This window comes from Streptococcus sp. HSISS2 (assembly GCF_000448665.1).
Classification (GTDB): domain Bacteria; phylum Bacillota; class Bacilli; order Lactobacillales; family Streptococcaceae; genus Streptococcus; species Streptococcus raffinosi.
In genome coordinates this window covers 1,859,305-1,870,597 of the sequence record NZ_CM002133.1, presented here as the reverse complement: position 1 = coordinate 1,870,597, position 11,293 = coordinate 1,859,305, and the positions used below count along the sequence as shown (strand labels likewise).

General features: G+C 41.7%; 14 protein-coding genes. 11 read left to right on the top strand and 3 right to left on the bottom strand.

What is annotated here, in order from left to right:
- Window positions 1-251: 251 nt before the first annotated feature.
- Window positions 252-617: a hypothetical protein gene (locus HSISS2_RS08040; protein ID WP_042767103.1), complete on the bottom strand. Its 366-nt coding sequence runs from the start codon at window positions 615-617 to the stop codon at window positions 252-254.
- A 249-nt stretch (window positions 618-866) separates the two neighbouring features.
- On the opposite strand from HSISS2_RS08040, the gene HSISS2_RS08035 reads away from it, so the two are divergent.
- The 8 genes from HSISS2_RS08035 (at window position 867) to HSISS2_RS08005 (ending at window position 5,669) form a co-directional block, all read left to right on the top strand.
- Window positions 867-1,232: an OsmC family protein gene (locus tag HSISS2_RS08035; RefSeq protein WP_021146260.1), complete on the top strand. Its 366-nt coding sequence runs from the start codon at window positions 867-869 to the stop codon at window positions 1,230-1,232.
- Window positions 1,233-1,325: 93 nt separating this feature from the next.
- Complete coding sequence (locus HSISS2_RS08030) at window positions 1,326-1,709, top strand: PaaI family thioesterase (protein WP_008535228.1); 384 nt, start codon at window positions 1,326-1,328, stop codon at window positions 1,707-1,709.
- A 13-nt stretch (window positions 1,710-1,722) separates the two neighbouring features.
- Window positions 1,723-2,499 carry a hypothetical protein gene (locus HSISS2_RS11980; RefSeq protein WP_021146259.1) on the top strand — a complete coding sequence of 259 codons (777 nt, stop codon included), beginning with the start codon at window positions 1,723-1,725 and terminating at the stop codon, window positions 2,497-2,499.
- Window positions 2,496-2,696: a GyrI-like domain-containing protein gene (locus HSISS2_RS08020; RefSeq protein WP_021146258.1), complete on the top strand. Its 201-nt coding sequence runs from the start codon at window positions 2,496-2,498 to the stop codon at window positions 2,694-2,696. Before HSISS2_RS11980 ends, HSISS2_RS08020 begins: the two co-directional genes overlap by 4 nt.
- Window positions 2,697-3,428: a pseudouridine synthase gene (locus tag HSISS2_RS08015; protein WP_021146257.1), complete on the top strand. Its 732-nt coding sequence runs from the start codon at window positions 2,697-2,699 to the stop codon at window positions 3,426-3,428.
- 79 nt (window positions 3,429-3,507) lie between these two features.
- Window positions 3,508-3,636, top strand: a complete 129-nt coding sequence (locus tag HSISS2_RS11065) for a DUF4044 domain-containing protein (RefSeq protein ID WP_021146256.1) — start codon at window positions 3,508-3,510, stop codon at window positions 3,634-3,636.
- 96 nt (window positions 3,637-3,732) lie between these two features.
- A complete protein-coding gene (gene obgE, locus HSISS2_RS08010; protein WP_021146255.1) occupies window positions 3,733-5,046 on the top strand; it encodes a GTPase ObgE in 1,314 nt (437 codons plus the stop codon).
- Between the two features lie 425 nt (window positions 5,047-5,471).
- Window positions 5,472-5,669 carry a hypothetical protein gene (locus tag HSISS2_RS08005; protein WP_021146254.1) on the top strand — a complete coding sequence of 66 codons (198 nt, stop codon included), beginning with the start codon at window positions 5,472-5,474 and terminating at the stop codon, window positions 5,667-5,669.
- A gap of 76 nt (window positions 5,670-5,745) precedes the next feature.
- Here the strand turns inward: HSISS2_RS08005 and HSISS2_RS08000 are convergent, their stop codons facing one another.
- Both HSISS2_RS08000 and HSISS2_RS07995 read right to left on the bottom strand, forming a co-directional pair.
- The gene (locus tag HSISS2_RS08000; RefSeq protein WP_021146253.1) at window positions 5,746-6,486 is read right to left on the bottom strand and encodes an amino acid ABC transporter ATP-binding protein; all 741 of its coding nucleotides are present in this window, start codon (window positions 6,484-6,486) and stop codon (window positions 5,746-5,748) included.
- Window positions 6,486-8,681: an ABC transporter substrate-binding protein/permease gene (locus HSISS2_RS07995; RefSeq protein ID WP_002889451.1), complete on the bottom strand. Its 2,196-nt coding sequence runs from the start codon at window positions 8,679-8,681 to the stop codon at window positions 6,486-6,488. Before HSISS2_RS07995 ends, HSISS2_RS08000 begins: the two co-directional genes overlap by 1 nt.
- A 200-nt stretch (window positions 8,682-8,881) precedes the next feature.
- Here HSISS2_RS07995 and HSISS2_RS07990 point away from each other — a divergent pair, with 200 nt between their 5' ends.
- The 3 genes from HSISS2_RS07990 to HSISS2_RS07980 all read left to right on the top strand — a co-directional run.
- On the top strand, window positions 8,882-9,829 hold the full coding sequence (locus tag HSISS2_RS07990) for a CPBP family intramembrane glutamic endopeptidase (protein WP_021146252.1): 948 nt from the start codon (window positions 8,882-8,884) through the stop codon (window positions 9,827-9,829).
- A gap of 56 nt (window positions 9,830-9,885) precedes the next feature.
- Window positions 9,886-10,512 carry a hypothetical protein gene (locus HSISS2_RS07985; RefSeq protein WP_021146251.1) on the top strand — a complete coding sequence of 209 codons (627 nt, stop codon included), beginning with the start codon at window positions 9,886-9,888 and terminating at the stop codon, window positions 10,510-10,512.
- Window positions 10,502-11,293: DEAD/DEAH box helicase family protein (locus HSISS2_RS07980; protein WP_042767102.1), on the top strand; the 792-nt coding region annotated here is incomplete at its 3' end. The genes HSISS2_RS07985 and HSISS2_RS07980, both read left to right, overlap by 11 nt.

Below are 11,293 nucleotides of genomic sequence, written 5' to 3'. Positions count from 1 at the left end.
AGGGACTTGTTTTAGAGCTGTGTTGTTTCGAATGGTTCCAAAACATATTTCGTATTAGATAATGCCAGGGACTTGTTTTAGAGCTGTGTTGTTTCGAATGGTTCCAAAACCCAGTTGACTTATGGTAACTCTGTTCAAAAGTTTTAGAGCTGTATTGTTTCGAATGGTTTCAAAATCTATAGGTTTATTCTATTCCTTCAGATCTTGACTGATGAAAAAACTCTCGGAAATTATTTTCCGAGAGTTTTAGTTTAGTTCCCAATTGAAACGGTTCCGTCTGATCCGACTTTGACAGTTGTTCCGTCTTGGCTATTGACCTCAACTGAACCATCCTGGCTCACTGTTCCATTATTGCCATTGTTGTCATTGGCTTCGACAGTGTTATTTCCGTTTGTTTTTGCTGAGTTACCGTTTCCGTCACTCACTTCAGTTGAACCGTCTTTGTTGACTTTTACTGAAGCACTTGAGCTGCTTGAAGAAGATTTTTTGGTCACCTTACTGGATGATGTTGATGAAGATGACGAGTCAGTTTTGTCTTTAGAGTTGCCACATGCTGCTAAGGTCAACAAGGCAAGAACTGAGACAGAGGCTAAAGTTAGTTTAGAAAATGTTTTCATAATAGTCTCACTTTTTTCTTAATACATCCATTGTAAAGGAAAAATTGGAAATTCGAAAGCGCTCTCAGACGATTTTATCTAACTGTAATCCCTCAGTAATAGTGGTGTTGTGCTAGGCTAATCTATTGGAAAATAAGAGGTTAGCTCCTTAACGCTTTCCATCATAATGACAGACAGTTCAAGTCGTTAAGCTCGGTAGGTCAGCTTCTCTTTGTTATAATAAGAGTAAAACGTAATGAGGTGACTAAGATGTATCAAACAATTATTAAGGGTGACAAACCTTATCATTCCTTTTCAGAGGGTTACGGGGCACCTGTGGAACTTTTTGGCTATACTGAGGACGGGGAAACACCCATGAGTTTGGTGAATATTGCTTTGGCTTCTTGTGTGACCATGTGTTTACAGAGTTATTTTGCAAAGTTTCAGGGAAAGGATGAGCTTGCTATTCGGGTTGATTCTAGCTATGAAGAGGGTCATTTCAAGCTGAAGATACATTTGCCTGAGGACTTGGTTATCGAAAATGAGGATAAATTACTGGCTTTTGTGGATGAGTTTTGTCGTGTCAAGAAGCTCTTTCGTGAAGATATAGTGGTTGATATCAGCTTAGCCCCATAAGCTGATTATCCTTTACTAAGTTCGTGTTATACTAGTAAGTAAGGATAAGCTATTTGCTTTAAAGTGGAATAGACAATGATAGGAGGGCTTGCTATGCAAGACAAACTACATGAAATTCGAGTATTTGAGAATTTTCGAGAAGAACTGTTTGAAACTGGCCATGTCATCGTGACGACAAAGGTGGTTGAGAAGTCTCTAAATTATTTTGGCAACGCACATGGTGGTTATTTATTCACGCTTTGTGATCAGGTGGCTGGACTGGTGGCCATCTCAACAGGTGATTATGCAGTGACACTTCAGTCTAATATCAATTATCTAAAGGCTGGACATCTGTCTGATGACCTAAAGATTGAAGGGCTTTGTGTCCATAATGGTAAGTCTACCAAGGTGGTGGATGTCCTCGTCACTAACCAGGAGGAGAAAATCCTAACTAGGGCAACATTTACCATGTATGTGACAGGTGCAGTAGAAGATTAGAGAGGAAGAGCTTATGTCAGATTTTCAAACCATGGACGATTTTGCGGTCTTTGTCAATGACTACCTGACACCAGAACAAGTGATTGTCCAAGCTTATTCTTATGCTGCTGATCAGCAAGAACTGTCTCTTCTCGTGACTATTGATGACTATGAGATGATGTGTCGTTGGCATGTTGTTTGGACCTTCTCTGGCTTACACCAGGCCTTCTTTCAGTCTATGATGGATTCTGATAACGGTTTTTTCATTGATGCGAATAGCTTGGCGATGAAGGTACGTCTCAAGGATCAGGAGCTCTTGTTCCAAGCAAGTGCACTGGAAATGGTGGTTGTCGATTACCCAGATCCCCTCTATCGTTTGGCTGAAGTATCTTTTAACCAAGGCGGTCAGCGTTACACTTATCTTTGTGAAGATAAAAGTGTGGAGGTAGAGGATTGGGTGCTTGTTCCTATAGGTTCTGGTGATAAGGAAAAGCAAGCCTTTGTGGAAAAAATCTCCTATGCCTTAGCTGATGAGACGCCGATTCAGCCAACAGAGATGAAACAGGTTATTCAAAAACTTCATCTGGTGACTGTTCGTTATGATGTGGAAATTGTTAAAAAAGGCTTTTTGACGTTTTCAGGTCTGACTTTTGAAGGTGGAGAAATTGGCAAGCCGACGGAGCCTCTCTGGATTTCTTTTCTTGCAGAGCGAGACGATTTGGCCCTTACTACTTATGGGATTCGCATCACTGACGGAAGTCGAAAACTTATGTCACTGCCTTGGCTGGTGAGGACGAGGCCTTGGAGATGATTGCCCTTGCACCGGCTAATTATGCAGTTTTTAAACTTAAGGGGCCGGCGACAGCAGCGGTCTGGGAGAGTTTTCAGCACGCCAAGAAACATTTTGATATTATTAACCAGCCTATGGTAGAGGTCTATCCACCAGGTAATCGTCAGGCTGAAGATTATGAGATGGAAGTTTGGATTCCGATAAAGGAGGATGTGTAGATGCGTCTGGACAAGTTTTTGGTTGACTGTGGTCTTGGCAGTCGTAGTCAAGTCAAGACTTATCTTAAGAAAAAGCAGGTGACCGTCAATGGTCAGGTGGAAACGTCTCCTAAGACTCAGATTGATGAGAAGAAGGACCAGATTGCTTATCAAGGTCAGGAACTAACACATGAGACCTTTGTTTACTATCTTTTGAATAAGCCAAAAGGTGTGATTTCGGCAACAGAAGATGCTCGTCATAAGACGGTTTTAGATTTACTGGATGAGACAGCTCGCCACAAGCAGGTTTTTCCAGTTGGTCGGTTGGATATTGATACTCATGGCCTGCTTCTATTGACCAACAATGGTGATTTGGCTCACGCTATGTTATCACCTAGAAAACATGTGGACAAGATTTATCAAGCTAAGGTAGCAGGTGTCATGGACGAAGCAGATATGCAAGCTTTTGAAAAGGGTATTGAGCTAAAAGACCACACTTGCCAACCAGCTAAATTAGAGATTTTGTCAGTAGATCAGGCAGCTAAAACGAGTACAGTTCAGATTACCATTGCCGAAGGTAAATTCCACCAAGTCAAGCGCATGGTAGCTGCTTGTGGTAAGGAAGTGACAGACTTGCAACGTTTGAGTATGGGATCTTTAGTTTTGCCAGATGATTTAGAAATTGGCACTTGGCGTCGATTGACTCAAGAGGAGTTAGACGGATTAAGCGTTTTTGGAATTCCTTTGGCTTAAGCTTAACAAACAGTTGCGAAATAGGTAGATTTTTGTTACCATTAAAATGATATACTAGAAGAAAAAGAGGTAAATTCAAGTGGCATTTGGAGATAACGGACCACGTAAGAAATCATTCTTTGAACGTCTGACAATAGTTGTCGTTTTAATTATGTTATTAGTAACAGTTGGGGCATTGATTTTCCAAGCAGTCGCAGCTGTCCTTTAAGACGCTATTAAGCGTTTTTTTGTGTATGTCGGAAACTCATTGCTTTAAGATGAAATGAGGGCATGCAACATGTGTCAGAAAGAGAGAAAATAATAGATGAGTATGTTTTTAGATACGGCCAAGATCAGCGTCAAAGCAGGTCGTGGTGGCGATGGGATGGTTGCCTTCCGTCGTGAAAAATATGTGCCGAATGGCGGTCCTTGGGGCGGTGACGGCGGAAAGGGTGGCTCAGTCATTTTCAAAGTTGACGAAGGCTTGCGTACCCTTATGGATTTCCGTTATAACCGTAAGTTCAAGGCCAAGAACGGTGAAAAAGGGATGACCAAGGGAATGCATGGTCGTGGTGCCGAAGACCTGATTGTGAGTATTCCGCCAGGTACGACAGTGCGTGATGCTGAAACGGGCAAGGTTATTACTGACCTAGTCGAAGAAGGTCAAGAGTTTGTCATTGCTCATGGCGGTCGTGGCGGTCGTGGAAATATCCGTTTTGCGACGCCTCGTAACCCTGCACCTGAAATCGCTGAGAATGGTGAACCAGGTGAAGAACGTGAACTTCAGTTGGAACTGAAGATTTTGGCTGATGTTGGTTTGGTTGGTTTTCCATCTGTTGGTAAATCAACAATTCTTAGTGTGGTAACGGCAGCAAAACCAAAGATTGGTGCCTACCACTTTACGACGATTGTTCCTAACTTGGGAATGGTTCGTACTAAGTCAGGTGAGAGCTTTGCCATGGCTGACCTTCCGGGCTTGATTGAAGGGGCTAGTCAGGGTGTTGGTTTGGGGACACAGTTCCTTCGCCACATCGAGCGTACACGTGTTATCCTTCATGTGATTGATATGTCGGGAAGCGAGGGGCGTGATCCTTACGAAGATTACCTTCAAATTAACAAGGAATTGGAAACTTACAACCTGCGTTTGATGGAACGTCCGCAAATTATTGTTGCTAATAAGATGGACATGCCTGAGGCTGAGGAAAACTTGAAAGAGTTTAAGGAAAAATTGGCTGCTAATTACGATGAATTCGATGAGTTGCCACAAATTTTCCCAATTTCAAGTTTGGCTCATCAAGGTCTAGAGAACCTTTTGGAAGCGACCGCAGAACTTCTTGATCAAACAGATGAATTCTTACTTTATAGTGAAGAAGATATGGAACAAGAAGAAGTATACTATGGCTTTAACGAGGATGAACGTCCATTTGAAATTAGCCGTGATGACGATGCTTCATGGGTACTTTCTGGTGAAAAACTTGAAAAACTCTTTATCATGACAAACATGGAACGTGACGAATCAATTATGAAATTTGCACGTCAATTGCGTGGAATGGGAGTTGACGAAGCACTCCGTGAACGTGGGGCTAAGGATGGCGACATTGTTCGTATTGGTAACTTTGAATTTGAGTTTGTGGATTGACGTTGAAAGACTCTCTAAGTGCCAAGCACTTGATAGTCTACGGCAGTCGCTATGGCGAACTGCCTATCAACCTCACTAACTACGTTAAGTCGGTAAAATCGACCGACTAACCTTCGTGTCGTGACCGTGCAAGACTCTCTAAGTGCCAAGCACTTGATAGTCTACGGCAGTCGCTATGGCGAACTGCCTATCAACCTCACTAACTGAGTTAAGTCGGTAAAAATCGACCGACTAACCTTCGTGTCGTGACCGTGTATGACTCTCTAAGTGCCAAGCACTTGATAGTCTACGGCAGTCGCTATGGCGAACTGCCTATCAACCTCACTAATTGAGTTAAGTCGGTAAAAATCGAATGGCTTTTTGAGGTGTGGTCAATACGAAGGAAATCTTGCTGAAAACAAAAACTATTGAAAAAGAGGTTTACAATGGGAGATAAACCGATATCATTTAGGGACAAAGATGGGAACTTCGTTTCTGCGGCCGATGTATGGAATCCAAAGAAGCTTGAAGAGCTTTTCACTCGCTTAAATCCAAACCGTAAGCTCCGTCTTGAACGTGAGCGTCTGGCAAAAGAAGAAGCAGAGAAACACCCTGAATTAAATGAAGAAACAGAGCAAGTCTAGCACTTGCTCTGTTTTTGTCTTCTCAAATTGTGGCAATCAAAAACAGCTACTCTAGTAAGAGTAACTGTTGTGATGATTAGGCGTTTAGAACCTTGTCCAAGAATTCTTTCAAACGTGGGTGTTGAGGGTTATCGAAGATTTGATCTGGTGTACCATCTTCGAGGAACTCACCATCCGCAGTAAAGATTACTCGGTTAGCAACTTGACGGGCAAATCCCATTTCGTGAGTAACGATAAGCATGGTCATTCCTTGTTGTGCTAACTCTTTCATAACGTCAAGAACGTCTCCGACCATTTCAGGGTCAAGAGCAGAAGTCGGTTCGTCAAAGAGCATGATGTCAGGATTCATGGCCAAACCACGTGCAATTGCCACACGTTGTTTTTGTCCACCTGACAAGCTATTTGGTGTCGCTTCAGCCTTGTCTTCAAGACCAACACGCTTCAACAAATCCATTGCTAATTTATCAGCTTCTTCCTTAGTCATACGTCCAAGTTCAACCGGTGCGAATGTCACATTTTCAAGTACTGACATGTGTGGGAAGAGGTTGAAGTGTTGGAAGACCATCCCGATGTTTTCACGAGCTTTGTCAACATTCGTCTTAGGGTCTGATAATTCAAAACCATCCACGATTACTTTACCTGATGTAATTGTTTCAAGTAGATTGAGGGTACGAAGGAAGGTTGATTTACCAGAACCTGAAGGTCCGATGATACAAACAACATCGCCCTCGTAGAATTTGGCGTCAATGCCTTTAAGGACTTCATTGTCGCCATATGATTTGTGCAAGTCCTGCACATCGATTTTCAATTCAGCCATTATTTAAGTCTCTTTTCTAGTCGTTTAGCCAATTTCGTTAAGAATGTGATGATGACCAAGTAAAGGATGGCCAAGATAGCATACATACGGAATGATTGGTAGTTACGAGCAATAATGATTTTACCAGTTTGGAAGAGTTCGACCAAACCGATAGCTGATACGATAGTCGTATCCTTCAATGAGATAACAAATTGGTTGATGAAGTTTGGCAACATCAAGCGGACAGCCTGTGGCAAAATAACCTTACGCATGGTTGTATTGTAAGGAACACCCAAGCTTCGGCTGGCTTCCATTTGACCAATTGGCACAGCTTCAATACCACCACGCACAATTTCAGCAATGTAAGCACCACCATTAAGTGAGAGGGCGATAGTCGCTGCCACAAAGTCATTGATTGGTGATTGGTGACCAGTGATATTTTCAATCAAGTTTGGAATACCCCAATAGATGAAGGCTGCAACGATCATCAATGGGATACCACGGACAACGTCAACGAAGACTTGTGAAATCACACGAAGGGTCTTGTTTGGTGCAACTGCCATCATACCGAAGATGACACCGATAATCATGGCAATCGCAAATGAAAGAAGGGTCAATCCAATAGTGATACCAAGACCTTGAAGAAGTTGGTGGTAGTTGTTTTTAATTAAGCCAACAATTGTTGTTTCATCAACAGCTTTGGTTGAGCTCTTTTCTTTAGATTTGTTATTGTCAAGGTATTTGTTGATAATCTTATCATAAGTACCGTCTTTAACAATAGCAGCCAAACCATTGTTGAACATTGTAATCAATTCAGGGTTAGTCCCTTTTTTAACAGCAAACCCAACTTCACCAGTAGAGATTCCCTTAATAGGTGTTTCAAAGTTACGTCCTTGTTGGATAGCGTAAAGAAGAACAGCTTCGTCATCCATAAGGGCATCGATTGAACCAGAGTTCAAGCTGTCATACATAGTAGAAGCTTCATCGTATGCACGAAGCGTGAAGCCATACTTATCGGCATTTTCTTCTAACCAAGAGTAAGAAGATGTTCCGTTTTTGGCACCAATAGTCTTACCTTTGAGATCTTCGTATTTCTTAACGTTAGAGCCTTTTTTCACAGCCAAACGAATGTTTGAAGTGTAGTAAGGATCTGAGAAATCAAAGATTTGTTTACGGGCATCTGTGATGGTCATACCAGCCAATACCGCATCGGCTTGGCTAGATTGAACGGCATTAAGGGATGCATCGAAGCCAGGGTTGGTTAATTTGACATTGAAACCTTGGTTTTTAGCAATAGCATTGATGATGTCAACGTCAATACCAACATACTTACCAGAACCATTTTGATATTCAAATGGTGCAAATGATGAGTCCATTGAGATGGTGTAAGTTTCCTTGGCAGGAGTTGCTTTTGCATTAGCATCACCAGTCAATTTAAGATCTGCTGAAGGTTTTGAAGAAGATTTTGATGAGTTACCCAACCATTTTTTCATGATTTTGTCGTAGGTACCATCTTTCTTCATAGCTTTAAGAGCTTCGTTGAATTCCTTGATGAGGTATTCGTATTTGCCCCCTTTTTTCACAGCGAAGGCGAAGCTACCGATAGATTCAGGCTTAATATTGATGGCATAGTCTTTACCTTGACCAATAGCGTATTGAACAACAGGTGTGTCGTCCATGGCTGCATCAACGGAACCAGAATCCAAACTATTGTTCATCAAATCACTGGTGTCAAACGTTTTAACAGTGAAGCCATACTTGCTTGCGTTTTTATCAAGCCATGATTGGGCAGCAGTACCGTTTTTAACACCGACTGTTTTACCCTTCAATTGTTTGTAGTCACTGATTTTATCACTACTACGTGTGTAGATAACAATGGATGTGTCGTAATAAGTGTCTGAGAAAGTGAAGACTTTCTTACGGGCATCGGTAACAGTCGTACCGGCCATAAGGGCATCGGCCTGTCCTGCTTGTACCGCATTAACGGCTGCATCAAAACCAGGATAGGTTTGGTTAACATCCCATTTTTCACGTTTGGCAACTTCGTTGATAATATCAACGTCGATACCCTTGTAGGTCTGATCAGAGTCTTTGAATTCAAATGGGGCATAGGCTGTATCTGAAACAACTGAAATCGTGCTAGCAGATGCTTTAGCTCCGAAAACAAAGAAAACTGACATGGCACTCAAAAAGAGTGTCAGAAGTTTTTTCTTCATTATAAAAAGTTCTCCTTTATAAAATACCTTCCTATTTTATCAAAAAAAGCCTTTGTTATCAAACTTTGAGAGGTTTGATGTTAGGAAATATAACAAGATTCGTCAATTATGAGAGCTATTTAAGAAGAAGTTGACAAGCCTATGTCAATTCGTTACACTGGAATCTAACACAAGAAAGGTTTGTAACAGGAGTTATTTAAATGAAAAAACGTATGCTTGAGAAATATACTAGGCTATATGATAAAGTCCCAAGTTGGCTGATGATTATGCTCTCTTGCCTTATTGCTACTGGTTTTGTCCTTATAGGTGGACTGTTAGCAGGTTTTGTTGTAGGAATTCCGGTAGCCCTTGTCCTCTTTGTCATGATGCTAAATGGTAGTGTGCAACCGCAGGATATTAATGCAATCGCCTTTAAGTTATTCTCATCTGAGTATTTTGAACTGGGTGTTTTTGCCTTTACTGCTCTGATCGTCTTTTTCTGGGTCAAAGTTGTTGAAAAGCGCTCCATTCTTTCCCTTGGATTCTTTAGAGGCTCTATTTGGTGCCATATGCTCAAGGGCTGGGGATTTGGGACTCTACTCTTGTTAGTGAGTTTCCTCGGGACTTATTTACTTGGTGGTTTAGAATTTGTAAGAGTAGATTTTTCTCAGAGAACCCTCCTATATATACTATCCCTAATACCTTTCTGGTTTATCCAAGGTGGAACCGAGGAGCTGGTGACTCGTGGTTGGTTGCTTCAGACAGTTACTAATAAATTGAACCTTTCTTGGGGAATTGCTATTTCAAGTTCTCTCTTTTCAATGCTACACATGGGAAATCAAGGGGTTACCGCCTTGTCTCTTATCAGTATTGTTTTAGTAGGGGTTCTCATGGCCCTTTACATGCTCAAGACAGATAATATCTGGGGTGTCGCTGCCATTCACGGTGCTTGGAACTTTGCGCAAGGAAATCTAGTTGGCGTGGCAGTTAGTGGACGGGATGTAGGCGGTAGCTTATTGCACTTTCAGGCCAGGTCAGGCGTACCTGATTGGTTGTCAGGTGGAGCCTTTGGTCTAGAAGGGAATATCGTTACCTGTCTCGTTCTTCTGGTAGGTATCGTCATCCTCCGATTACAATTGAAAAAGAAAATTTTTAAGGCTGAGTTCTAAAGACTCGGTCTTTTTACTTCTATGTTAAAATAGAAGAAACACTTGGAGGGGACAATATGATAGTTAAGCTTGATAGGGTCATGTTGAAATTGAAAATAGTGGTTGGCCTTATATTTTCCGTCTTGTCTTTATGGATTCTTTGTCCTGAGCTTATTAGAGGTTCTCTCCGTGAAAATCCAGTCAAGCAGTTTCTTGCTGTCATTGTTTTATTTTGGCTTTTATTATCCATTATTCTTCTCATAGACGGTATCGTAAATCTCAAAGGTCATGGTAACCTCTTGGAACTTGATGACAATTTCTTGACCTACTACGGCCAAGCATTTGGACGGAAAACCTTTGACATTCCCTTATCTGAGATTGAATTTGTCAAGAAAGCTTGGACAACACGGATGGAGGATATTGAACGCTCTTCGACGGTGAGATATTCTTTGAAACGCATTGAGCATGTCTTTGACTACGATGCTGAGATTGATGATAAAAAGAGGTACCAGGTTTTGCTTGTCTTCTTCAAAAATGGTGAGACAGCTGTTACTTATGATAAAAAGCTTGGTCATCAATCACGGAAGAAACGTGCCTATGTCGCTAAGATGCGAATGATTCAAATTCCGCTTACAAGTGGGGAAATTTTCTCCGACCAAGAGATGAATGATTACATAAATGAAAGGAAAAACCATGATAGATAGAAAAGAAGACAACCAATTTCATTTGGTTTCTAAATACGAACCTTCTGGGGACCAACCTCAGGCCATCGAAACCTTGGTTGATAATATTGAAGGTGGGGAGAAGGCTCAAATCCTAAAGGGAGCGACAGGAACAGGTAAGACCTATACCATGAGTCAGGTCATCCAGCGCGTGAATAAACCAACCTTGGTTATCGCCCACAATAAAACTTTGGCAGGTCAGCTTTATGGTGAGTTCAAAGAATTTTTCCCAGACAATGCTGTAGAATACTTCGTTTCCTACTACGATTTCTATCAGCCAGAGGCCTATGTGCCATCATCAGATACCTATATTGAAAAAGATAGCTCTGTCAATGACGAAATTGATAAGCTCCGTCACTCAGCAACATCAGCCCTATTGGAACGCAATGATGTGATTGTTGTGGCTTCTGTCTCTTGTATTTACGGTTTGGGTTCGCCCAAAGAATATGCGGATTCAGCTGTCAGTCTGCGTCCAGGTCAAGAAATTTCTCGAGACAAGTTGCTCAATGACTTGGTTGATATCCAGTTTGAGCGAAACGATATTGATTTTCAACGTGGGAAATTCCGTGTACGTGGCGATGTGGTCGAAATTTTTCCTGCCAGCCGTGACGAACATGCTTTTCGAGTGGAATTTTTCGGTGATGAGATTGACCGCATATGTGAGATTGAGAGTCTGACCGGACGTAATCTCGGTGAAGTTGAGCACCTTGTTCTTTTCCCGGCTACTCACTTTATGACCAATGAAGAGCATATGGAAGAAGCC

Bases quoted from the DNA above. Each gene is read 5' to 3' on its own strand.
- HSISS2_RS08040 (WP_042767103.1), bottom strand. From the start codon at position 617: ATGAAAACATTTTCTAAACTAACTTTAGCCTCTGTCTCAGTTCTTGCC.
- HSISS2_RS08035 (WP_021146260.1), top strand. From the start codon at position 867: ATGTATCAAACAATTATTAAGGGTGACAAACCTTATCATTCCTTTTCA.
- HSISS2_RS08030 (WP_008535228.1), top strand. From the start codon at position 1,326: ATGCAAGACAAACTACATGAAATTCGAGTATTTGAGAATTTTCGAGAA.
- HSISS2_RS11980 (WP_021146259.1), top strand. From the start codon at position 1,723: ATGTCAGATTTTCAAACCATGGACGATTTTGCGGTCTTTGTCAATGAC.
- HSISS2_RS08020 (WP_021146258.1), top strand. From the start codon at position 2,496: ATGATTGCCCTTGCACCGGCTAATTATGCAGTTTTTAAACTTAAGGGG.
- HSISS2_RS08015 (WP_021146257.1), top strand. From the start codon at position 2,697: ATGCGTCTGGACAAGTTTTTGGTTGACTGTGGTCTTGGCAGTCGTAGT.
- obgE (WP_021146255.1), top strand. From the start codon at position 3,733: ATGAGTATGTTTTTAGATACGGCCAAGATCAGCGTCAAAGCAGGTCGT.
- HSISS2_RS08005 (WP_021146254.1), top strand. From the start codon at position 5,472: ATGGGAGATAAACCGATATCATTTAGGGACAAAGATGGGAACTTCGTT.
- HSISS2_RS08000 (WP_021146253.1), bottom strand. From the start codon at position 6,486: ATGGCTGAATTGAAAATCGATGTGCAGGACTTGCACAAATCATATGGC.
- HSISS2_RS07995 (WP_002889451.1), bottom strand. From the start codon at position 8,681: ATGAAGAAAAAACTTCTGACACTCTTTTTGAGTGCCATGTCAGTTTTC.
- HSISS2_RS07990 (WP_021146252.1), top strand. From the start codon at position 8,882: ATGAAAAAACGTATGCTTGAGAAATATACTAGGCTATATGATAAAGTC.
- HSISS2_RS07985 (WP_021146251.1), top strand. From the start codon at position 9,886: ATGATAGTTAAGCTTGATAGGGTCATGTTGAAATTGAAAATAGTGGTT.